Here is a 21,996-nt window from a genome sequence, read left to right on the forward strand (position 1 = left end):
GATGCTTTACTTACAGCTAAGGCTGCAAGAAGAGTGGAAACGGAGACCTTGAATCGAAAGAAGAAAGGCTCCGTTTTCTTTTTATAGGCTAACCTTATAATTATCCTGGAAATGCTTATATGGCTTATTACTAGGTTAGTAGCGCATAATTTCGGTCTCTGTAATCAGCTATATTAGTAATGCTTTTATTTAACCTCTTAAATCTCAAAGCATTATTATTAATAGCATTGCCTGTAAATGGGCTTTGTTTTTTGCTAACCTTAAACTTAATTTTAATGAAAAACAAATTGATTATAGCCGTAGTTCTCGGCTGCTTTGCATTTCTTTTTTTTGCTTGCAAAAAAGAAACAAGTTCAATTGCTGAAGAGCTAATTACAAATAAGACCAGTATTAGTGTCGCAGATCCATCCGGAACAGTTGGTATACTATCAGTATTATGGGATGGTGATGCTAATTTAGGTACAGGCGTCTTTAAAGTGTTAAACGTGGACGCCCCAGCTGATCTGGCAGCAGTGAATAATGCCACTTATGGGAAAATCTGGAGATTTACAAAAGCCATAGGAAGTAACCGCTGTGAAGTACATGCCGCTAAAAACTTTGCTGCAGTAGAGGGTGACGATATTTATTTGGGCTGGCGGTCGCAGTTAGCGATGACTGCTTCGCTTACCACTAATGCATTGTTCCAATGGAAAGCTTATGGAGCAAACATGACGCAGAATTTTCCTATCGTTATTAAAACTGTAAGTGGTGATTTTAAGTTAATGCATACTGCCCCTGGTGGTGCCAATACCTATATTTGGAGTACGCCAGTAAGTGTAAACAATTGGAATACCTTTGTTTTAAGAATAAAGGTTTCCCGTAATGCAGCGGTAGGATTTATGGAGTTTTGGTTCAATGGTGTTAAACAAACACTGAGTAATGGTACCCAACGGTATTACGGACGTACATTGGATGCTGACTATTGCGATCCTAAATGGGGTGTTTATGGCGCAAGTTCTGAACTCATAGTAAATAGGGTTCATGGATTAAAGATTGGATCTGCTTATGCAGATGTTGCTCCTTAATTTGAATAACTTAGTTCGCATTTTTTCCAATACAAACTAAGCTAAATAGAGGTTGAAAAATTAGCTAAAGAATTGTTATGAATGTTAAGGCATCCTTTTTCGGATGCCTTAATTGTTTTAACGCTATCGATGCAAATCTTTTTTGCTATTTTTATATACCATGAAAAAAGCTGCTAATCATCCTACTTTAGAAAAAAAGATCTTTGTTCTTGATACTTCAGTTATCCTTTACGACCATAATGCCTTCAAAAACTTTCAGGAACATGATGTGGCCATTCCTATACAGGTGTTGGAAGAGCTGGATAACATGAAAAACGGTAATGAAACCCGTAATGCTGAGGCGCGCAGTTTTATCCGGTTAATGGATAAAGCCTCAGGTGATCGGATTATGAATCAATGGATCCCTCTGAATGGCAGCAAAAGTGGACATTTTAAAGTGGTAATGGATTATAAACCTGATAAATTTGATGCGGAAGAGATTTTTGGCAAAGGTAAATTTGACCATCGCATTTTAAATGCTGCATTGAGTCTTAAACAGGAGTTTCCTGAAAAGCGCGTGGTACTGGTGTCTAAAGATATTTGTCTCAGGTTAAAAGCAAAATCGCTAGAGCTGCATGCCGAAGATTATGAAACTGGAAAAATTAAAAATGTAGATGAGCTGTATACTGGAAAGGCAGTGCTGACGAATGTAGCTGATGAGATTTTTAAAGCGCTTAAAGCAGATGGCAATGTTGATGCTGTGGGTCTTGATATTACTGAAACTCAGTCCAATCATTTTTGCATTTTAAAAGGTAAGCGCAAAACGGCAACCACTTATTACCATGCAAAATCAGGAAAACTATTTCCAGTCGCTCCCCGAACTATATTTAACATATCTCCACGTAACGATGAGCAATCATTTGCGATAAACGCTTTACTTAATCCTGATATCAAATTGGTTACGATACAGGGTAAAGCTGGGACTGGTAAGACCTTATTGGCCATAGCCAGTGCTTTGGAACAACGTAAAGATTACCGACAGATTTATGTAACGCGTCCAATAGTTGCTTTGAGCAATAAAGATATTGGTTTTTTACCGGGTGATGCGAAATCTAAAATTGATCCGTACATGGCGCCGATATGGGATAACATGAGGCTTATAAAGGAACAATATCACGCTGATCCTAAAATGCAAGCCAGAATTGATGACTTTGTAAGTACAGAGAAGATCGTAATTACGCCCTTGGCATACATTAGAGGTAGAACTTTAAGCAAAATCTTTTTTATTGTTGATGAGGCACAGAATTTAACGCCACACGAGATTAAGACCATTATCTCAAGAGCGGGAGAGGATACAAAAATTATTTTTACAGGTGATATTTATCAGATTGACACCCCTTATCTGGATGCAGAGAGTAATGGCTTGTCTTACCTGATCGAAAATGCAAAAGATCATGATTTGTATGCACACATTACTTTAGATAAAGGGGAGCGGAGTGAGTTGGCAAATCTCGCCAACGATCTTTTGTAAGTTAAACACATATCCATACATTTAAATATTTTTAATAAATTGTTTTACATTATAAAATCGAATATGAAAAAAATTGTATTGTTGTTAGTAGTTGGCCTTGCGATAGCAGGCTGCTCTACGGTTAAATCAGGGACAGATCAGAATCTGGTAGTTTTACAAGGAAAAGTTGAACCTCTGGGGATGTCTACCTTTCAGTATGGAACGCACGTCATCAGTGCTGCAGATAAAATTTATGCCTTAAAAAGTAGTAAAGTTAACCTTAAGGATTATGAAGGAAAAGAGGTAACTGTAAAAGGTTTAAAGGTAGCGGGTTATCCGATTGATGGTGGTCCTGAATTTATTGATGTACAGGAAGTGACTAATAAATAAGGTATTTCTTCAATAAAATATTTTATAGATTGCGCTGGCAAATCTTATTTCATGAAACGACTAACTTTAATGATTCCCATTCTGATGATTTTATCATGTCAGCAGAATACTAAAAAAACTACTACTGAAAACCAGGTTATGGTTGATGATCCACATTCCTTTTCTAAGCCGTCAATAGCTTATGTAACCCATCTTGATCTTGATTTAAAGGTTAATTTTGAGCAACAACAAATTACTGGAAAGGCAATCTGGACAATAGACAACAAGGCTAAGGCTAAGGAAATTATATTTGATGACAGTAAGCTGAACATCGAAAAAATTACACTTGGTGCTGACGAGAAGGAAACGACCTTTACATTTGGTTCTGAGACAGCATATTTGGGCAAGGCCTTAAAAGTAGCTATCGCTCCTGAAACTAAGTTGATCAATATTTACTATACAACTGGTAAGGATGCTAGTGCTTTACAATGGCTTAATCCACAACAAACAGCCGGTAAGAAACGACCATATCTTTTTACGCAATCAGAAAGTATCGCAGCACGCAGTTGGGTGCCTTGTCAGGATAGTCCAGGTATTAGATTTACCTATAATGCTACCGTAAAAGTACCGGCAGACTTGTTGGCTTTAATGAGTGCCGAAAATCCGCAAGCCAAAAACAGTACTGGTATATATCAGTTTAAGCAGGTGCATCCTATCCCGTCTTATTTATTGGCACTTGCTGTGGGTGATATAGCCTTTAAGGCTGTAGATGAGCGCACAGGTGTATATGCTGAACCTTCTGTATTGGAAAAGGCAGCCTGGGAGTTTGCAGATATGGGTAAAATGGTTCATGCTGCAGAAAAACTTTATGGACCTTATAGATGGGGTAGGTATGATTTGGTCGTGTTACCTCCTAGTTTTCCTTTTGGGGGAATGGAAAATCCTAACCTAACCTTTATAACTCCAACAATATTGGCGGGTGATCGTTCACTGGTGAGTATTATATGTCATGAGTTGGCGCATAGTTGGAGTGGTAATTTGGTTACCAATGCTACCTGGAATGATTTCTGGTTAAATGAAGGCTTTACAAATTATTTTGAGCGCCGCATGGATGAAGAGCTATACGGTAAAAACGAGGCCGAAATGCAAGAAGTATTTGCAAAACAAGCTTTGGAAAATGCTGTAAAGGATATGGGCGCTGACAGTAAGGATACTTATTTAAAAACAGATTATACTGGCCGTAATCCTGATGAAGGCACGAATGATATCGCATACGAAAAGGGTTTTTTCTTTTTAAAGACGATTGAAGCGGCTGTAGGAAGAGAAAAGTTTGATGCTTTTTTAAGAGGATATTTTGATGGTCATGCTTTCCAGTCTTTAACTACTGAACAGTTTTTGGACTACTTGAATAAAAATCTGATAAAAGGCGATAAAGCACTTGAAGATAAAATAGATATTAATAAATGGGTGTACGGCCCAGGTATTCCAGCTAATGTGGCTGCTGTTGGTTCAGCACGCTTTAAAGCTATTGATGGATTGGTGGCTAACTGGCGCAAAACAGCTGCTGTAAAAGGCTTAAGTAAAGAAATCGTGTCTAGCAATGAAAGACGTTATTTTATTAGCCAATTACCGGCTAACCTGACGGCAAAAGATATGGCTGCATTGGATGCTGAATTTGGTTTTACGGCTTCTAACAATACCGATATACAACTGACTTGGTATGAATTGGCCCTTCGCCATCACTACACAACTGCTGATGCCCGGATTAAAGCTTATTTACTCGAAAATGGAAGGATGTGGCACATCATCCCATTATATAAAGAAATGATGGCTACACCTGAAGGATTAAAAAGCGCAAGAGAGATTTATAAATTGGCAAGGCCAAATTATCATCCTATGACTTACCAGGCGATTGATAAGTTGTTGAAATAGGACATTTGTATAGGCCGTTAGTTTTTCTGGACAAAATGGTGTTATATGCTACATATATGTGTCCTTAAAATAGTATTAAAGCTAATTTTATCCGTTTTTAATTATTGGCACAGAATTTGTTTTTCATGAAACGGTTTAGTTTGGTTTAGGTTGATCTGTGGTGGATCGACCTTATGAACGGGAATAGTCTCTCCGACTTATTCCCGTTTCTCGTTTAACGCCTTTTGTCGTTTCCTAAACCCTAAAAACTATTTTTACGTTTAGTCGTTGTATGAGTAGCTTTAATAATCCAGGTAAATTAAATGCTTAGAAAAAAGGTGCCAAATCGATATTCTTTTTTTACAATTGCAATATGAATAAAGCCAAGTTATATATATCTAAACTTGTTTATAATAAATTCTTTTGGCAACTGTTTGTAGCGATTTTTATGATTGCTATGGCTGTATTCTTTATCCGACAGGAACACATTGAAATAATCAAAATTAAGGATCAGCTGAGTAGGAGCCATCCATTATACATATTTTTAGGCATAATTTTAACCCTGGTGTACATTGCTGCACAAGGGTTAATGTATGTGCACAGTTTTAAGGCTTTAAATAAACCCCTGTTATTAGCGCTGGCTACTCAATTGTTTCTGAAGCGGAATTTGGTTAGTATTTTTTTACCAGCTGGTGGATTTTCTTCACTGGTGTTTTTTACCAAAGAGATTGAAAAAAAAGGGGTAACCAAGTCACAAATACACCTGGCATCCACCTTATTTGGCTTTTGTAGCATTCTTTCTGTAGTTGTTGTGGCTATTCCTGTATTGGCCATCGCTTTACTATTTACTAAAATCGGGACAGCAGAACTGCTGAGTTTTGGATTCCTCTTGATACTTACTGCTGCATTTATTTTGCTGATCTATTCTGTATCCATAAAAGGAAGGGCTTACCGTTGGCTTTCCAGGATACGCCCTTCACTATCTACTGTATTAGACGATATGGTTAATGAAAAGATCAACCGAAGGCAATTTTGGATTACTTTGTTGGTTTCGATAGGTATCGAGGTCATTGGTATTGTTCACCTTTACATTTCTATGCTGGCACTGGGACTTGATGCCAGTTGGCCAGCCGCTATAATTGGTTACATTGTGATGGTGATCTTATTGATTGCTTCTCCGTTTTTAAGGGGCTTAGGCGCAATAGAAGTGTCACTTACCTTCGTATTACAGCAGTTTGGTTTTCCTATTCTTGCTGCAGCAACCATCACGTTGCTATTTAGGTTCTTCGAATTTTGGTTACCACTGCTTGCCGGTATATTTAGCTTTATCACGAAGAAGGACAATGTGATCCTAAGGATCTTACCGGCCTGTATCATCCTTGTTTTGGGGCTTGTAAATATCATTTCGGCTATTACTCCTGCTATACCTACGCGATTGCGAATGGTTAAGGATTTGTTGCCGGAAGATCTGATTGTAACCAGTAATACACTTGTACTGGTTTTTGGATTGATTCTGGTTATCATTAGTATATTCTTGCTGCAGGGCTCTAAGCGTGCCTGGTATGCCGCAATATTTTTAACGGTTTTCTCTTTTTTTGGACATCTAATTAAAGCTGCTGATTACGAGGAAGCTGTATTGGCATTTATAGCTGGTTCCGCATTGTTGTATACACGTAAGTCTTATCGGCTTAGACCAAATGCTCGGTTGGTTGCTATCGATTACATGGTTTTAATGTATGCTATACTCGCTGTGTTGGCGTATGGTGTACTGGGCTTTTATTTTATTGATAAAAAGCATTTTGGGATTGATTTTCATTTTATGCAGGCTTTGAAGGCTGTGTTACAATTGTTCTTTTTAATTGATGATCATGGCATGACGCCACTTACCCGATTTGGAGAGCGCTTTCAGGATTCTATTTATATAGCTGGGGCAGCGGTTATACTTTTTGTCGTTTTTAGCCTACTTAGACCTTACTTTTCTAAACCCTATAATTCAACGGAAGATTTTGATCTGGCCAGGAAGTTATTAGATAAATACGGTGCATCTGCATTGGACTATTTTAAGGTATATCCCGATAAGTTCTTGTTTTTTAATGCGACTAAAACCGCTTTTATCAGCTTTAAGCTTACCCGCCATTTTGCCATAGTATTAGAAGATCCTGTTGCTGAAACTGAAGTTGAGCGAACAGCGGTGATGGTCTCATTTGAAGATTTTTGTGGGCAAAACGGCTTTATAAGTGCTTATTATAGAGTGCCAGAGCAATCATTAGGCATGTATACCGCCATGGGATATAAACATATTCCTATTGGGGAGGAGGCTGTATTGAACTTGACTACTTTTACGCTTGATGGTGGTAAGATGAAAACGACCAGAAGTGCCATAAGTAGGTTGACGGCAGAAGGATATTGTCTGAAAGTATATAAAGAACCCATAAAGGAAGGTTTACTCCAGAAATTGGAAAGGGTATCCGACAATTGGTTGGATGCCTTGAATCAAAAGGAGGTCGCTTTTACGCAGGGTGTTTTTGATACTAGTATTTTAAAAACGCAGACCATTATTACCGTTGAAGATGGGGAAGAAAAAGTATATGCTTTTTTGAACTTGATTCCGGATTACGCAGCGGGTGAGGCAACTTATGACTTGATTAGAAAGGTATGCGATGCACCTAATGGCGTATTAGATATGCTGCTGGCAAAGACTTTTATCTATTTGAAAGAGGAGGGATATACTGCTGTAAATATGGGACTCGCGGCGCTTTCGGGCATGGATAAGGTAAACATTACTCAGAAAACAATTAAGTATGCGTACGAGAATTTTAAAATGTTCGGTCAGTTTAAAGGACTAAGAAAGTATAAAGAGAAGTTCTATCCAAACTGGAATAAGAAGTATTTAATTTACAGTCACAATTACCACCTTTTACAGGTTCCTTCGGCATTAAAAAGAGTTTCTGAGGGTAAGTAAAAAAAGCGCTGCCTTAATTTCATCGTGGGTTTATTCCTCTCGTTATAGTAGCTATGATTTCGTTATATGAGGTTTGATCGTAACTGTGATCTCCGGGGATCAATTTAAGGTAAAAGTTAGATTTTATGATTCCTTCCAGCGCTCTAGGATCTTCATCTTTTCCATAAAAGCAGTAGATTGGTATTTTAACCTTGTCTACTTCTGTTTTTACATTGTACTTTTTATTGTCTTTGGAAATGTTGAGTAGGTCAGAAGTACGTACTTTAAAATCTGATGTTGCAAATGGAGAAAGCATGCCAAGCGCTGCAACTCTGTTTTTTAGACGCGGATGAAGTCTATTGTATACAAATGGTATCACATCAGCACCAAAAGAATAACCACAAAGAATGATCTTTTCTGGTTTGTATTGTCTTACATAAATCATGAGCAGCATCGCCAGGTCTTCCGCTGTTTTTCTTGGCGTTTTACCTTCCCAGAAATAATCGCGAGAATTGAAGCCGATGGTGTTAAATCCTGAACCTGAAAATTTAAGCGAAATCGCATCTTCGAAATCCACCCATCCGCCATCTCCTGAAAGGATTAATACTAAGGTGTTGTTTTTAACGCTATCTGGTGCAGGGTATACAAATACGGGCAAATCGAAATCAGAGCGTTGTATTCCACTGTGTCGCGTAACCCGGTCTCGCTTTAATAAACTACAACTTGATAAGCTGATTAAGCCTGTTATAAATAGAATATTTAACGGTTTACTTAACATGGAGTTTGCTGTTTTTGTCTGATTTACTGAGTTTTTCTTTACAAATATTGTTCCCCAAAATGAAAAATGTATTACCTTACAGTAGTTATTAATTTATGTATGAATAAAATATTCGCTCTATTTTTATCCTTCATGGTAATTGGTTTAGGCGTAAATGCGCAAAAACAAAACCTATACTTCTTAAAAAATAACGGTCAATATGTGAAAATTCGCGATAGCGCTGATTATTTACGTATTGTACAAGAACCTGATCCCGGATCGGTTTTGTATATTGTAAATGAACATTATCTGGATGGGAGCACCAAAAGTAAAGGACTTTCGAGTAAGATAGATCCACCTGTGTATGAGGGGCAGTATATTTCTTATTATAAAAATGGTAAGAAGAAATTATTGGGTAATTACAGCAAGGGGAAGCTTGTGGATACGGTATATAATTATTACCCCAATGGGAATCTGTATACTGAAATTGCTTATGTGAATGCTAAAGATGGGGTAAAGACTTATATCAAGACTGTTAAAGATTCGACTGGTAAGAATTTAGTGGTCAATGGCAATGGCGCTTGTGGGCTTTATGATAATAATTTTAAAGAAATCATAGAAAGCGGCTCGATAAAGGATGGATTTTATGATGGGGTTTGGAAGGGTGGCTTAAAGAGGAGCGGTATAAGTTATACCGAAACGTATGTTGATGGTAAATTGCTTTCGGGAGAAAGTACTGATCGTTCTGGAAATCAGTATCCATATACAAAAAGTCATATTCAACCCGAGTTTAAAGGCGGTATGAAAGAATTCTATAAATACTTGACAAAGAATGTTAAATATCCTCAAGAGTGCTATACTCAGCGCATACAAGGTAAGGTGTTTTTAAGGTTCCAGGTATTAAAGGATGGATCTATTAGTGATATAAAAGTGCTAAGAAGTCCACATCCTAGTTTGACAAGAGAAGCTATTCGTGTAATTAGTGTTTCTCCGCCATGGGAACCCGGGGTAGAAAGAGGGATTCCTGTAAATGTATTTTTTAATATACCGATTTCATTTACTGTTAGTTAAAAATAATGATTGTTTTTATTGATGTAACTTGTGCAATTATAGAAGGGGAGCTAGGTAAAGTGCTTGTTGCCCAACGTAGTGCAGAGATGAACCTCCCATTAAAAATGGAGTTTCCTGGTGGGAAAGTCGAGCCCGATGAAAGTCCTGAGGAGAGCCTGATCAGGGAAATTAAGGAAGAGCTGGATGTTGATATCGAAATTGTATCTGGCATACCAGGAAATCAACATAGCTATCCCGACTTCTCCATTAATCTGATTCCCTTTGTCTGCCGGATAACGGATGGGGAGATTGTTTTAAGGGAGCATGCAATGTATCACTGGGTAGCAATGGATGAATTATTAAGCTTAGACTGGGCTGAAGCAGATATTCCAATTGTAAGTGATTATATTCGCAGCAAAAAAATAAGAAAATGATAGCTCATCACGTACTATTCTGGCTAAAAGCCGAGACATCTGAAGATCAAAAAACAGCTTTCCGTAAAGGTTTAGAATCACTTGAAAATATTGAAGTGGTTAAAACCTTTCATATCGGCACACCTGCACCAATTGAACGTGCTGTTGTTGATACAACTTATACTTTTTCATTGGTTTTGTTTTTTGAGGACCTCGCAGCACATGATGTTTATCAGGTACATGAAATACATAAGGCATTTTTAGATCAATTTAGAGTGCTTTTTGAAAAAGTAATTATATACGACGCACATTAGTATTTAAAAAGGCTGTATCATTAATCGATTAATGATACAGCCCCATATAGTTAAATTGTTTTATTGCGCTACTTTTAAAACAATTTTACCCCGAGTATGGCCAGCTTCACTTTTTTGTTGTGCTTCTGCTGCTTGTGGTAACGTTAATACCTCTGCAATAATAGGTTTAAGTTTTCCCTCATCTATCAGCTTTGCTAAGCTAGTTAAATCACCAGGACTGGATTGAGCCATAAATTGGGCCCCAATCATGCCTTTTTCCTTTATTGCAGCTTCGTCTCTTAGCCCCACAGTGCTGACTAAAATTCCACCAGGTTTTAGTACATCCAAAGATTTTTTTTGAGTGTCGCCCCCTACAAGATCAAATACCAAGTCTAAATCTTTTAATTTGCTTTCAAACGCTTCATTTTTATAATCTATCACCTCGTCGACCCCAAGTTTTTTTAAGAAATCAAGATTCTGTTCAGATGCCGTACCAATTACATAAGCGCCTTTCCATTTAGCCAATTGTACGGCATAAGTGCCAACACCACCTGCAGCAGCATGGATAAGCACTTTTTGTCCGGATTCAAGCTTCCCATGGTCAAACAAACCCTGCCAGGCAGTTAGTCCTGCTAATGGAACAGCTGCCGAATGAATATGATCAATTGATGTTGGTTTTAGCGCAATTTCTCCTGCATTGACGGCTACATATTCAGCGTAGGTACCGTTTCTTGATACATTTGGGCGTGCATATACCGCATCTCCTTTCTTAAATCCATTAACATTTGAGCCTGCCATTTCTATAATACCGGAAACGTCCCAGCCTAGTATGATTGGAAATGTTCTTTTGTCAGAACCAGGCATATGTCCTTCTCTTACTTTCCAATCCACAGGGTTGATGCTTGTTGCGTAAACTTTAATCAACACCTCGTCAGACTTAATCTCAGGCTTCGGGGCATCTTCATATTTTAATTCGTTAACGCCACCGAATTTATAGATTTGAACTGCTTTCATATCAATTGTTTTTTGAGGGATAACAATTAATGCTTATGATGGTTTCATTCATTTTAATTAGCTTCGTTTATGATAATTCGAGAAGCACTTTCAGCTGATGCAAAACAATTAGCTAAACTAATTATTCAGGCAATGGATGATCTTGCTGCAAAGTTTATAGGTGCTACCGATCCTAATGAAGCTGTTCCTTTATTTGAAAGATTTGCTGCATTACCAGGTAATCAGTATAGCTACGAAAACACCTTGGTATATGAGGACGAAGGGGAGATATGTGGAATGATCAATGCATATGATGGTGCCGATCTTGAAATATTAAGGGCTCCTTTTTTAGATTATATTCAAAAAACTTATGGTTTTAACCATGATCTGGAGGCAGAAACGCAGGCTGGTGAGTACTATATCGACTGCATTAGTGTTGCTCCAGGTAAGCAGGGCAAGGGGATTGGGAAAGAGTTGATTAAGGCTATGGTTGATTACGCTGTTGCCCATCATCACCACACTATTGGCCTGCTGGTAAGTAAAGAAAACCCTAAGGCCGAAAAACTGTATACAAGCTTAGGCTTTAAGGTTGTAAAGGAAAGAGATTTTATTGGTGGTCGCTATTTTCATATGCAAATCACCAGGCCGTAATACTTAGTCGTTATGCAAAAGCTCAGTTTTTTTATTAGCTATTTTAAAGATCGTAAACATAATTACTGCAGATAAAATGGTAATGATTAAATAGCTTGCGCTCAGGTGGTGCTCATCTTTAGCGGGCAAGATTGAAATGATTCCATAGCTTAAAAAAGATACGATTACATAGGTGATACCGCCAGTTAAACCACTGGCAATTCCTGCGTTTTTAGGGAATAAGCCCAGACAAAAGGTAAAGTAGTTGTTGAATATGTAACCTGCTGTTACATGGATTAAAAAGGCGAATAACACCAGGCTGTACAGACTAGAAATAAACTGAATGGTAACGATCATTGTCAGTACAAATGCGCCTTGAAACAAGAGGTTTGTCGTCATCTTTCTAAAGAAAGGCTTGTTTATAGTTGCCTTGCCTATAAAACCACCAACCATCCACGCAAAACCCAATATCAGAGAGCTATAACCTGCAACTACCGGGGTAAGATTTAAGTGGTGTTCTATGATAAACGGACCGGTCATGTTATAAATCATCACCATACTGTAGGCCAGGCCGAGCATGACAATGCCAAGACTGAAGCTGGCTGTTTTTATCATGGTTATATATATGCCAGTGATCTTTTTTAGTGAAAATTCAGAAAAATGCGTCAGACTTTCGCCACTGTAAATAAGTTCCAGAATAGCCAATACAATAGCAAGTATAGCCAGGAAATAGAAATTAGATTCCCAACCAAATGCAGTTTGCAAGTAGCCACCTAAAAAAGGAGCTACAATTGGACCGGTAGACCATATAATGGAAAAAAGACTTAAGTAATGCTTCAGCTTATCGCCGGTAAACATGTCGACAAAATATGCACGCTTGGCCACGATAATTGTACCTACAGTAAAGCCGTGTATGATTCTCATCAGGTAAATCAGGTAAATGTTATGCGTATTGGCAATGACAATACTTGCTGCTGCAAAAATTACGAGAGAAATAAGACTTAATTTATATCTGCCAAAGCTATCCAATACGCTACCTATAAAGAGTTGAGAAACGCCATAGCTGATTAAAAATAAGCTTAAGGTTAGCTGTACCTGCAAGCTACTCACTCCCATAGTCGTCGCCATGGTAGGTAATGATGGGATGTAAATATCTGTTGCAAAACCAGATAAGGGGAGTAGAGCGAATGCAAGCAAGGTGGAAATTCCCTGGTGCTCTTTTTTAAGTGTTTTTATGTTGTTCAAAGTATGTGCGATGTTATTTTGACGAATCAAAGTTAGCCTTTCAAAATTCCATGGTATATATTTTTTAACACCTTAGTGTAATAATTACATCTTGCTAATTTCATATTTTATTCCTTTATCTTATTTACAAAAACAGACAGCTGATCGTATGCTTTGTGATAGGCAATAGATAACGGTTCTAAATTAAAATGAGATCCCATACGCTCTGGCCATTATTGTATTTTTGCAGCAAAAAATATTACATGTCAAAAACAAAACTTACAATTAATACTAACGGATCGGTAAAGATCGAAGGCGATTTTGAAATCGTTGATAGAAACGGCAATGTTTATGAATTACAGGGAAGAACTGCTTTGGGTATCTGTCGTTGTGGTCTTTCTAAAAATAAGCCATTTTGCGATGGTTCACATAGTGGACAATTTGAACACGAAGCGATTGCATTTGATCTTCCTCCAAAGAAAGCTTAATTAGTACATAATATCAATTTCAGTTATTTATCTTAGCTTTATTAGGATAAATAACTGTTGGTATGAAATATCTGTTGTTGCTTCTTTTTGCTACCTGCGCTATATCCATATCTGCTCAGCAAACTCAAAAACCTGTTTTACATGGACGTAATTGGATGGCCATTACCGGCAAGCCATTAGCCGCAACAGCGGGTGCCATGATTTTCCAAAAAGGAGGAAATGCAGTGGATGCCGCCTGTGCAATGTTGGCAGCTACCTGTACCATGTGGGATACACTGAGCTGGGGCGGAGAGACTCAGGTATTGATTTATAATCCCCATACCAAAAAAGTAATAGCCATTAATGCGATGGGCTTTGCGCCAACGGGTGCTACCGTAGAATTCTTTAAAAGTAAAGGTTATAATTTCCCTCCAGAATACGGCCCTTTGGCGGCTACAACGCCGGGAACTCCAGGCGGACTCATCTATATGCTCGCTAATTATGGTACAATGACCCTGGAGCAAGTGCTTGCTCCGGCCATTCAAATGGCTGCTGGTTATCCAATGGAAGCGCAGGCAGCCAATTACATCGAACGTCAAAAATCATTGATTAAGCAATGGCCTTATAGTAAAAAGGTTTTTCTAACGCGTGCTGGTGAGCAAAGAGAGGCACCTGAAGCAGGGGAGATCTTTGTGCAAAAGGATCTGTTGCTTACTTTGAACAAAATGGTGGATGCTGAAAAAGCGGCACGTAAAAAGGGTAAAAATCGGAAAGGCGCTTTAATGGCCGCGTATGACCGTTTTTATAAAGGTGACATTGCACGCGAATTTGTAAGGGGATGTCAGGAGCAAGGCGGATTAATTACCATGGAGGATTTGGCAAAATGGAAACCATTAGTAGAACAACCACTCATGGTGAACTATAAAGGTATTGATGTGTACAAAATGCAGCAGTGGACGCAAGGTCCTGTTATGCTACAAGCTTTGAATATACTGGAGAATTTTGACCTTAAAAGCATGGGGTATAATAGCACTAAATACATTCATACGGTTTATCAGGCCATGAACCTTGCATTTGCCGACCGCGATTTTTATTACGGAGATCCTTATTTTAAGCCGATTGAACCAATAAAGGGCTTGTTGAGTAAGGCATATGCCAAACAGCGGGCTTCGTTAATTCAATTTGTAAAGAATGATGCTGGTATAGGTCCAGGTGATCCTTATCCATTTGAGGGATTGCTCAATCCTTATAAAAATCTCCTTAAAAACCGGGGATTCGAGATGGATACCTCAAAACGCAATTTTGCACCTAAGCATGATATGGGTAATTATTCTCCTAAGGAAGCCTATGAGGATCGGTTATGGCGGGGAACTACCTCAGTGGAGGCAGCTGATAAAGAAGGTTGGGTAGTTTCTATTACTCCCAGCGGAGGTTGGTTGCCAGCTTGTATTGCAGGGAATACAGGAATTGGGATGAGTCAGCGGATGCAAAGTTTTGTGCTGGATTCGACATTAAACCCTTTCAATGTTGTTGCACCGGGTAAGCGACCAAGAGTTACGCTATCGCCGGCAATGGCACTTAAGGATGGGAAACCATTTTTGGCTTCAGCAGTTCAGGGAGGTGATACGCAGGATCAGAATCTTTTGCAGTTCTTCTTAAACGTGGCAGAGTTTGGTATGAATGTTCAGCAGGCTGCCGAAGCTGCTAATTTTAATTCAAATCAATTGTGGTTGTCGCTGGGCGGAACTAAAACTTCCGATAGGGAACCTAAACCCGGTCAGATTTTACTGAACACGAATACCAGTGAAGCTGTTAGGAATGAATTAAAAAAAATGGGCTATACCTTAAGCTTTGGTGATCGGACCAGTGGCCCGATTAATGCAATTTATTTCGACTGGAAACATGGGAGTTTGTGGGGAGGATCAAGTAATCATGGTGAAGATTACGGAATAGGATGGTAAGAAAACAATTGTAGCTGTCTGCGCCGGGTATTCTAAAAGGATTTATTAGCTTTGACCGAAAAAATAATCAGTTAATTTAATAAATATGAAACCAGGAAAATTTAAGGTAAATAATGATGGAGATAGCCTCTCAGCTACAATTACGGTACAGCCATCTCTTGCCCTAAAAATCTCTTTGTATTTATTAAATATCTTACTGATAGCCGTTATCATATTGTTTACTATCGGTGGAGTAGGCGTTATTGTACTCTTCATTTTAGCTTTCGAAATCTTATTTATAAGATATTCAATTTGGCATATTTACGGGTCAGAATCGATCACTTTAAAAAAGGATACGCTTAGCTATCAGCAATTTTACGGCTTTTTTAAGCTCTCGCTTAAGACACGTAAAATAAATAAAACACTCAGGGTAATTCCCTTTCACGAAGACTTTCGGGCAGGCAGTGATGCAATGAAATTGATCTTCGAGTCATTTGATGAATCAAATGAGCCAGTTAATCTTTATCAGACTGCTTTAGTAGTTTCTAAACAAGATTATCAAGTCTTTATGAAATCATTTAAGCAACTATACTAAGCTTTAGAATTTCATCATATTATCGATATCTTGTAACATAACGTGTCAAAAGGTGTTTAAATAGATATGATGGAGAACCAAAAGATCAAACTCAAGCGGACAGTTTCCCTGGTTAGGATACTCAGTAAGTACGGATTTAAAGAGTTGTTGATCAGAAGTCAGTTTAACAGTCATTTACCTGTTGATGAAGTGATTAATGGTGTGGAGGATGCAATACCAGCTGCCCTCACGGTCTATGAGCGTATCAGGATGGTGCTAGAAGAATTGGGACCTACCTATGTAAAGTTTGGGCAAGCCTTCAGCAGCAGGGAGGATTTATTGCCAGCAGAGATGATCGTAGAGCTGAAAAAGCTACAGGATAAGGTGGAACCGGAATTGATGGATGTCGAGAAATTGATTGCGGATGAATTGAATATTGAACCTGATCAGTACTTTGAAAAAATCACCACGGTACCTTTTGCTGCTGCTTCTATTTCGCAAGTATATAAAGCCAAACTTAAGGGCGGGCAGGATGTGATTTTGAAGATCAGACGATCGGGGATTAGGGAGGTCGTGACTGCCGATATGCTCATCATGAAGGATGTTGCACGTCTTTTGACTAGTTATAGTGATCTTTTCCGTAGAATCAACCTGGTTCAGGTATTAGAGGCATTTGAACAGTCTATCTTTCAGGAACTATCTTTTCTAAATGAACTGGCTAATATTGAACGTTTTTCGAGAGATTTTAAAGGAAATAGATCTATTTATCTGGCCAGTGTATACCCCGAATTGTCAAACGATGCCATCTTATGTATGGAATTTATAGATGGGGTAAAGATTACTGATCTGGACGCTTTGCTTAAGATGGGGCACGATCCTGAAGTTATTGCGCGCAGAGGCTTAGATCTTTATCTTAAACAAGTATTGGAACATGGATTCTTTCATGCCGACCCCCATCCTGGAAATCTGTTGGTTTTAAAAACCGGACAGATTGCCTTTATAGATTTTGGTTCTATGGGGACTATCATGCCGGTAGAAAAGGAATTACTCGAAGACTTTATTTCTCATTTTATATCGCAGGATAGCAAAAGATTAATTGCTACCCTGAAAAAAATGGCCTTGCGTTATAATATTCCTGATGAAAAGAAGCTGGAGAAGGATATTCAGCATTTCTTTAATTTATTGGAAGGGGCATCTCTCCAACACATTGATGTAAAAGAAATACTGGGCAGATTTTCGGCTATTTTGAACCAGAATGAGATTTTGATGCCAGCGCATTTGTACCTGCTAGTTCGGGGAATTGTGTTAATTGAAGGAATTGGCAGAGCACTTATTCCTGATTTGAATATTATTGAAAGCTTAAGGCCCTATATATTCCAGATTGCTATGCGGAAGCTTAGTCCGGAAAATCTGAAAAAGAACGGAATGAAGCTGATCAATACCATTACAGAGTTATTAAAAACCATGCCGGATGATGCGCAGGCGGTACTTCAGAAGTTAAACAGTGGCGAACTAAAGGTGATTCAGGAAGTAAAGGATATGCCCGAGTTGATGAAGCAGTTTAATCGGGGTGTGCATAAATTGGCCCTGGCAATTATAATAGCAGCTTTGCTGATCAGCGTGGCTATTTTGATTTTGGCAAATCATATAAAATAACTACTATATTTGCGCCTTTATTATTCCGATCCAGATTTGAAAAAGTATATTATTCTACTGCTTATATTCATAAGCTTTGCCGCCTATTCCCAAAATGTAACCCTTGGTTCCTGGAACATACAAAACTTTGGTAAGTCTAAAAATGATGATGAGTTAGCTTACATTGCTAAAGTCGTCAATAAATTCGATGTAATCGCGATACAGGAAGTTGTTGCAGGCTATGGTGGTAGTCAGGCTGTAGCCAGGTTAGCAGATGAGTTAAACCGCATGGGCAGTAAGTGGGATTATGTGATCAGTAACCCTACATCAAGTCCAACAGGTAGCTCAAAAGAGCGTTATGCTTTTGTCTGGAATACCAGCAAAGTAAAAAAAAATGGAACGGCATGGTTAGAAGAAACCTACGGATTGATGATTGATAGGGAGCCCTATTATTGTAGGTTTACCGTAGGACGTAAAACGTTTACGGTGGCTAATTTTCATGCGGTTCCTAAATCAAAGCAACCGGAAACAGAGATCAAATATTTTAAGTTCCTACCGGACCTTTATCCCGGTGATAACCTTATTTTTTGCGGTGATTTTAATCTTCCTCAGTCTCACAGTGTGTTTAATCCATTATGGAAAACTGGGCATACCTCTGCTTTTAAAGGACAAAAGACCTCATTGAAGCAGAAATGTGTGAATGGTAATTGTCTGGCTTCGGAGTATGATAATTTCTACTTCAAAGCCTCAGGCATAAATGTACTGAGGACGGGGATAGTCCATTTTTATCAAGACTTTGAAGATCTCAGAACAGCACGGTTAATCTCTGATCATGTGCCGATTTATATGCAGTTCTCTTTAGATGTGATTGCTAAATAGGAAGGGACTCCGGTTTATACCTTTTTAAGAATTCTAACCGCACTGTCGGATGCACAAAGTAATCCAGCAGCCATCATAATCACATCTTTAATTACTAAACGCCCAGCTGCTGATAAGTAAGGGAAGCCGTGATCAGGCCCACCTAAATCAGGAACCCAGGTTTCTTTAGTGGTAATCAGGAAGCTAAGGGTAACCAGCGACATCACAAAGGTCAGTAAGGCTCCTGTTAATCCCAATTTCGCGTTGAAAATTCCTAAAAGGGTTAACAAACCAATGATCACGATTGCAGTGCCCAATGCATAAGAAAATACGTATGTGCCATTTTTTATGTGCCACTGAATATTTTTTTCAACTACTTCGCCTTCTTTGTTTTTGTAATTTTTATAGTCTGGAGCTTTTTCATGGTAAAAGAAGCTCATTACTGGGCTATTTGCAACAAAGGGTACAATGCCGTCAGCTTCGTACTGAAAAGCTTTTAGGCCGCCAATCCAAGCCATTACGATGAAAATGGCTATCCTCATCAGATTAAAGAACTGGCCTTGCGCATTTGCTAAAAAAGTCAACATATCCATTAAATTTATTATGATACAAAATTCAAGGTTGTAGGTTGCTTTTACAATGGACAGATATGGATATTATCTGGACAAATCTGCCACGATAGATATGCCCACTTTTTCTCTGAATGTAGTAGGGGTTACGCCTGTGTGCTTTTTAAAATAGCGACTAAAGTAGTTTTCATCATCAAAGTTAAGCTCAGTGGCAATACTTTTCATGCTTTTGCGCGTTAGGTGAATCAATTTCTTTGCTTCCAGAATAACCCGTTCCTGTATCATGTCCGAAGGTGATCTCATGAAATACGTTTTGCAATTTTTAGAAAATGTATTGGCTGCAACACCTAGTTGCGCCGCATAAAACGAGGGTTGTCTTTCTTTTTGGAAGTGGGTTTCTAATAGCTTTTTAAATTGAGTGACGTAATGATTGGCAAACTCATTTTCAGGGACTGTTACGCTCACTATTTTAGCTTTGCTACTTATGGCCAGGATCAATTGTAAATAGGCACGTATTACGGCTTTAGAATAATCGTCTTTATAATTCAGCTCCGTTGCCAGTTTATCGAATAACAAATGCATTTCATTAAAGTCTTCATTTTTCAGCTGTACAAAAGGTTCTGCATAAATGTTATTAAACAAAAGTCCATTGCAGGCTACCTCTTTTTTATGATATTCTATACAGTAAAAATCTCCATGGAATTGTAAGGCGCGCACCTTTATGGGTGTTTCTGCCATGATGCGAACAAGTTGATATGGGCTGCTAAACAGTACAACGTGGCCGGAAAAATGGTAATCCGTAAAATCCATACTTACTGTTCCTTTTCCTTCAAAGAGAAAGATGTTATAAAGCGGAATGGCCTGATAGTGATGTTCAGTTTCGGCTTTATTTTGCAGGATGTATGCGGTTTCACTTATCATTTTTAATGGTAAACTAGAAAACTTCCGTTAAGCCCAAAAAGAAGCCTTTTGAACCGTATTTTCCGATGGCGTAATCTAGGCATAGGTTTGTACGTGTAGCTTTATTGAATAGCACTCGTAAACCTGCTCCACCACCGGGCTGCCATTGTTGAAATAATTTGGTGCCTAAATCATCGCTCGCAGTTTGGATATTGCCGAAAGTAACTCCACTTATAAATTTATTCCTTAGGATTGGAAAGCGATATTCCAATTCCGAGTAAAAATATTTGGGGCCTTTAAAGTAAGTAACAGTGTATCCTCTTCCGCTTCGGTAGTAGGTATCTCTTCCAGTACCTGGAAGCTCGAGATAGGGCAGGGCACCACTAATTAAATAAGAACCCCAGTTCCAGAAGGCAAGTACATGCTCAGGATTGCTGTCAGACAAGCTCCAGTATTTTCTGAAATCAGTAGTTATTTGTACAGCATTCTTCGAACTTGCCATCCAGGTTTGGTTTACACGGATCCCAGCATCAACATAAATGCCTTTGTAGGCACGATTTTGATTGTCTCGCGTAGTGTACTGTACATTGAAAAGTAAGCCGTTAGACTGGTATTGGTCTCTGTTAAAACCATAACGGTCACTATAAATATTGTATGGCGTTAGGTCGCTCGTATTTAACCGGTCTTCGATTTTTCTTCTAATTTCGAAGGACACACCAGCGCCAACAAAGAGACTTTTTGCAATTTGTTTATATATCTTTTCTCTGAAGTTGTAGTACTCGGCGTGGAGTACATAAGGCTTACGATCAGGATTGCTTAGTATAAAATCGGCTTCGCTTGCATGGGAAGCATTTCCTATTCCTAATCCAAAATCAGGCAAAACAGTCTTCGCTGCTACTAAACTCCCCTGAAGGTTCCATTTGTTGCCCGGAGTGTAGACATTATGATTGAGGTAGAAATAAATGATACCCTTAGTGGTTATAGAAGCTGATGTTGCAGCAATTGACATCAGCGTATTCTTTTCTTTTCCTAAGACTTTACCCGCAACAGCCTTTATGCCAATCTGAGCACCTATACTTGGATTGTAGGCAAAATTGGGTATAATGGTAACTGGCGACTTCTTTTTAAAAGGGTCCGGTTTTCTTTTTGGATGAAAAATGCTTGTAAACAAATCGCCAACATCATATTGTGCGCTTGTGGTATCGTTTCTTAAAGAATGGGTCTTTAAGGAATCCACTGATGGCTTAATTTGGCTGTAGGTGTATTGTATCCCAGCTACTAAGGCTAATAATAACATTAGACCTTGTTTAACTGCTTTCTTTATGAAGTGTAAATGATAATATTTCAATGTGTTATGCTCTTGCCCAAAGATAGGACAAATATGAGATGCCAACAAATGTCGATAATTTTGTTTTGGCTTAAATGCTACTATTTTGAGATATTAATTGTTTTTCTGAGATAATATCTTAAACTTTGGAATAATCAAACTATAAAACGCTACTCAATAATGATTAAAATTCGTTTAACCTTACCTTACCACATTTTTCATGTTTAAAAATCCTTTTTCATTTGAAGGTCGTATCCGCAGATTGGAGTATGGCCTTAGTTATTTAATTTATTTTGCTGTAGCAGTTTTTATTGGTTTAATCCTAGGATTGCTAAGTTTTGATGAACAATCGGCGAATATGCTGTTATTTTTATTATTACTGCCGGCCATCTATTTTGTGATTGCCCAAGGCGCTAAAAGATGTCACGATAGAGGTAATAGCGGCTGGTGGCAACTAATCCCCTTCTATGGTTTTGTGATGATGTTTGGCGAAGGCGATACATTTGAGAATGAGTATGGTCAGAATCCTAAAAATCCAGATAATGAAATTGTAGATCCTTTCGCTATTAAAACGGCTAACGATCAGGACTAG

The 21,996-nt window shown here is 38.4% G+C and carries 21 protein-coding genes; 15 read left to right on the forward strand and 6 right to left on the reverse strand.

Features of this window, described 5'->3' with window-relative positions; genetic code table 11:
• The first annotated feature begins 275 nt into the window (after positions 1–275).
• The 5 genes from FBD94_RS19900 (at position 276) to FBD94_RS19920 (ending at position 7,795) form a co-directional block, all read left to right on the forward strand.
• Positions 276–1,064 (forward strand): heparin lyase I family protein, encoded by a 789-nt coding sequence (locus FBD94_RS19900; protein ID WP_169472363.1) that lies wholly within the window; start codon positions 276–278, stop codon positions 1,062–1,064.
• Positions 1,065–1,224: 160 nt separating this feature from the next.
• Positions 1,225–2,574: a PhoH family protein gene (locus tag FBD94_RS19905; protein WP_136881495.1), complete on the forward strand. Its 1,350-nt coding sequence runs from the start codon at positions 1,225–1,227 to the stop codon at positions 2,572–2,574.
• Between the two features lie 63 nt (positions 2,575–2,637).
• A complete protein-coding gene (locus tag FBD94_RS19910) occupies positions 2,638–2,943 on the forward strand; it encodes a hypothetical protein (RefSeq protein ID WP_136881496.1) in 306 nt (101 codons plus the stop codon).
• 51 nt (positions 2,944–2,994) lie between these two features.
• A complete protein-coding gene (locus tag FBD94_RS19915) occupies positions 2,995–4,854 on the forward strand; it encodes a M1 family metallopeptidase (protein ID WP_136881497.1) in 1,860 nt (619 codons plus the stop codon).
• A 352-nt stretch (positions 4,855–5,206) separates the two neighbouring features.
• Positions 5,207–7,795 carry a phosphatidylglycerol lysyltransferase domain-containing protein gene (locus tag FBD94_RS19920; RefSeq protein ID WP_136881498.1) on the forward strand — a complete coding sequence of 863 codons (2,589 nt, stop codon included), beginning with the start codon at positions 5,207–5,209 and terminating at the stop codon, positions 7,793–7,795.
• Between the two features lie 19 nt (positions 7,796–7,814).
• Here FBD94_RS19920 and FBD94_RS19925 read toward each other — a convergent pair whose 3' ends face one another.
• The gene (locus FBD94_RS19925) at positions 7,815–8,552 is read right to left on the reverse strand and encodes an AcvB/VirJ family lysyl-phosphatidylglycerol hydrolase (RefSeq protein ID WP_136881499.1); all 738 of its coding nucleotides are present in this window, start codon (positions 8,550–8,552) and stop codon (positions 7,815–7,817) included.
• 99 nt (positions 8,553–8,651) lie between these two features.
• Between FBD94_RS19925 and FBD94_RS19930 the strand changes: the two genes are divergently transcribed.
• The 3 genes from FBD94_RS19930 to FBD94_RS19940 are packed head-to-tail and all read left to right on the forward strand — an operon-like array spanning position 8,652 to position 10,308.
• Positions 8,652–9,602, forward strand: coding sequence for an energy transducer TonB (locus tag FBD94_RS19930; RefSeq protein WP_169472364.1), 951 nt, complete (start codon positions 8,652–8,654; stop codon positions 9,600–9,602).
• 5 nt (positions 9,603–9,607) lie between these two features.
• Entirely contained in the window at positions 9,608–10,015 is a 408-nt protein-coding gene (locus FBD94_RS19935; RefSeq protein ID WP_136881501.1) for a (deoxy)nucleoside triphosphate pyrophosphohydrolase, read from the forward strand.
• Positions 10,012–10,308, forward strand: coding sequence for a Dabb family protein (locus FBD94_RS19940; protein ID WP_136881502.1), 297 nt, complete (start codon positions 10,012–10,014; stop codon positions 10,306–10,308). Before FBD94_RS19935 ends, FBD94_RS19940 begins: the two co-directional genes overlap by 4 nt.
• A 60-nt stretch (positions 10,309–10,368) precedes the next feature.
• On the opposite strand, the gene FBD94_RS19945 is transcribed toward FBD94_RS19940, so the two are convergent.
• A complete protein-coding gene (locus FBD94_RS19945) occupies positions 10,369–11,301 on the reverse strand; it encodes an NADP-dependent oxidoreductase (protein ID WP_136881503.1) in 933 nt (310 codons plus the stop codon).
• A 69-nt stretch (positions 11,302–11,370) separates the two neighbouring features.
• On the opposite strand from FBD94_RS19945, the gene FBD94_RS19950 reads away from it, so the two are divergent.
• Positions 11,371–11,931 carry a GNAT family N-acetyltransferase gene (locus tag FBD94_RS19950; RefSeq protein ID WP_131608433.1) on the forward strand — a complete coding sequence of 187 codons (561 nt, stop codon included), beginning with the start codon at positions 11,371–11,373 and terminating at the stop codon, positions 11,929–11,931.
• A 3-nt stretch (positions 11,932–11,934) separates the two neighbouring features.
• Here the strand turns inward: FBD94_RS19950 and FBD94_RS19955 are convergent, their stop codons facing one another.
• Positions 11,935–13,155 (reverse strand): MFS transporter, encoded by a 1,221-nt coding sequence (locus FBD94_RS19955; RefSeq protein ID WP_136881504.1) that lies wholly within the window; start codon positions 13,153–13,155, stop codon positions 11,935–11,937.
• Between the two features lie 242 nt (positions 13,156–13,397).
• Between FBD94_RS19955 and FBD94_RS19960 the strand changes: the two genes are divergently transcribed.
• The 5 genes from FBD94_RS19960 to FBD94_RS19980 all read left to right on the forward strand — a co-directional run bounded on the left by FBD94_RS19960 (position 13,398) and on the right by FBD94_RS19980 (position 18,629).
• Complete coding sequence (locus FBD94_RS19960; protein ID WP_131608431.1) at positions 13,398–13,622, forward strand: CDGSH iron-sulfur domain-containing protein; 225 nt, start codon at positions 13,398–13,400, stop codon at positions 13,620–13,622.
• Between the two features lie 62 nt (positions 13,623–13,684).
• Positions 13,685–15,562, forward strand: coding sequence for a gamma-glutamyltransferase family protein (locus tag FBD94_RS19965; RefSeq protein WP_136881505.1), 1,878 nt, complete (start codon positions 13,685–13,687; stop codon positions 15,560–15,562).
• A gap of 85 nt (positions 15,563–15,647) precedes the next feature.
• A complete protein-coding gene (locus FBD94_RS19970; protein ID WP_136881506.1) occupies positions 15,648–16,136 on the forward strand; it encodes a hypothetical protein in 489 nt (162 codons plus the stop codon).
• A 66-nt stretch (positions 16,137–16,202) separates the two neighbouring features.
• Positions 16,203–17,771 carry an ABC1 kinase family protein gene (locus FBD94_RS19975; protein WP_136881507.1) on the forward strand — a complete coding sequence of 523 codons (1,569 nt, stop codon included), beginning with the start codon at positions 16,203–16,205 and terminating at the stop codon, positions 17,769–17,771.
• A gap of 36 nt (positions 17,772–17,807) precedes the next feature.
• Positions 17,808–18,629 (forward strand): endonuclease/exonuclease/phosphatase family protein, encoded by an 822-nt coding sequence (locus tag FBD94_RS19980; protein ID WP_136881508.1) that lies wholly within the window; start codon positions 17,808–17,810, stop codon positions 18,627–18,629.
• Between the two features lie 14 nt (positions 18,630–18,643).
• Here FBD94_RS19980 and FBD94_RS19985 read toward each other — a convergent pair whose 3' ends face one another.
• The 3 genes from FBD94_RS19985 to FBD94_RS19995 form a co-directional block, all read right to left on the reverse strand.
• A complete protein-coding gene (locus FBD94_RS19985) occupies positions 18,644–19,195 on the reverse strand; it encodes a DUF417 family protein (protein WP_235884574.1) in 552 nt (183 codons plus the stop codon).
• A 69-nt stretch (positions 19,196–19,264) separates the two neighbouring features.
• Positions 19,265–20,098 carry a helix-turn-helix domain-containing protein gene (locus tag FBD94_RS19990; RefSeq protein WP_136881510.1) on the reverse strand — a complete coding sequence of 278 codons (834 nt, stop codon included), beginning with the start codon at positions 20,096–20,098 and terminating at the stop codon, positions 19,265–19,267.
• 13 nt (positions 20,099–20,111) lie between these two features.
• Entirely contained in the window at positions 20,112–21,374 is a 1,263-nt protein-coding gene (locus FBD94_RS19995) for a BamA/TamA family outer membrane protein (protein WP_136881511.1), read from the reverse strand.
• 250 nt (positions 21,375–21,624) lie between these two features.
• Between FBD94_RS19995 and FBD94_RS20000 the strand changes: the two genes are divergently transcribed.
• Positions 21,625–21,996 carry a DUF805 domain-containing protein gene (locus FBD94_RS20000; RefSeq protein ID WP_131608422.1) on the forward strand — a complete coding sequence of 124 codons (372 nt, stop codon included), beginning with the start codon at positions 21,625–21,627 and terminating at the stop codon, positions 21,994–21,996.

The organism is Pedobacter hiemivivus (genome assembly GCF_005144565.1).
Taxonomy (GTDB): domain Bacteria; phylum Bacteroidota; class Bacteroidia; order Sphingobacteriales; family Sphingobacteriaceae; genus Pedobacter; species Pedobacter hiemivivus.

Bases quoted from the DNA above. Each gene is read 5' to 3' on its own strand.
- FBD94_RS19985 (WP_235884574.1), bottom strand. From the start codon at position 19,195: ATGTTGACTTTTTTAGCAAATGCGCAAGGCCAGTTCTTTAATCTGATG.
- FBD94_RS19920 (WP_136881498.1), top strand. From the start codon at position 5,207: ATGAATAAAGCCAAGTTATATATATCTAAACTTGTTTATAATAAATTC.
- FBD94_RS19970 (WP_136881506.1), top strand. From the start codon at position 15,648: ATGAAACCAGGAAAATTTAAGGTAAATAATGATGGAGATAGCCTCTCA.
- FBD94_RS19950 (WP_131608433.1), top strand. From the start codon at position 11,371: ATGATAATTCGAGAAGCACTTTCAGCTGATGCAAAACAATTAGCTAAA.
- FBD94_RS19905 (WP_136881495.1), top strand. From the start codon at position 1,225: ATGAAAAAAGCTGCTAATCATCCTACTTTAGAAAAAAAGATCTTTGTT.
- FBD94_RS19945 (WP_136881503.1), bottom strand. From the start codon at position 11,301: ATGAAAGCAGTTCAAATCTATAAATTCGGTGGCGTTAACGAATTAAAA.
- FBD94_RS19960 (WP_131608431.1), top strand. From the start codon at position 13,398: ATGTCAAAAACAAAACTTACAATTAATACTAACGGATCGGTAAAGATC.
- FBD94_RS19935 (WP_136881501.1), top strand. From the start codon at position 9,608: ATGATTGTTTTTATTGATGTAACTTGTGCAATTATAGAAGGGGAGCTA.
- FBD94_RS19915 (WP_136881497.1), top strand. From the start codon at position 2,995: ATGAAACGACTAACTTTAATGATTCCCATTCTGATGATTTTATCATGT.
- FBD94_RS19990 (WP_136881510.1), bottom strand. From the start codon at position 20,098: ATGATAAGTGAAACCGCATACATCCTGCAAAATAAAGCCGAAACTGAA.
- FBD94_RS19995 (WP_136881511.1), bottom strand. From the start codon at position 21,374: ATGTTATTATTAGCCTTAGTAGCTGGGATACAATACACCTACAGCCAA.
- FBD94_RS19910 (WP_136881496.1), top strand. From the start codon at position 2,638: ATGAAAAAAATTGTATTGTTGTTAGTAGTTGGCCTTGCGATAGCAGGC.
- FBD94_RS19975 (WP_136881507.1), top strand. From the start codon at position 16,203: ATGATGGAGAACCAAAAGATCAAACTCAAGCGGACAGTTTCCCTGGTT.
- FBD94_RS19965 (WP_136881505.1), top strand. From the start codon at position 13,685: ATGAAATATCTGTTGTTGCTTCTTTTTGCTACCTGCGCTATATCCATA.
- FBD94_RS19940 (WP_136881502.1), top strand. From the start codon at position 10,012: ATGATAGCTCATCACGTACTATTCTGGCTAAAAGCCGAGACATCTGAA.
- FBD94_RS19900 (WP_169472363.1), top strand. From the start codon at position 276: ATGAAAAACAAATTGATTATAGCCGTAGTTCTCGGCTGCTTTGCATTT.
- FBD94_RS19930 (WP_169472364.1), top strand. From the start codon at position 8,652: ATGAATAAAATATTCGCTCTATTTTTATCCTTCATGGTAATTGGTTTA.
- FBD94_RS20000 (WP_131608422.1), top strand. From the start codon at position 21,625: ATGTTTAAAAATCCTTTTTCATTTGAAGGTCGTATCCGCAGATTGGAG.
- FBD94_RS19925 (WP_136881499.1), bottom strand. From the start codon at position 8,552: ATGTTAAGTAAACCGTTAAATATTCTATTTATAACAGGCTTAATCAGC.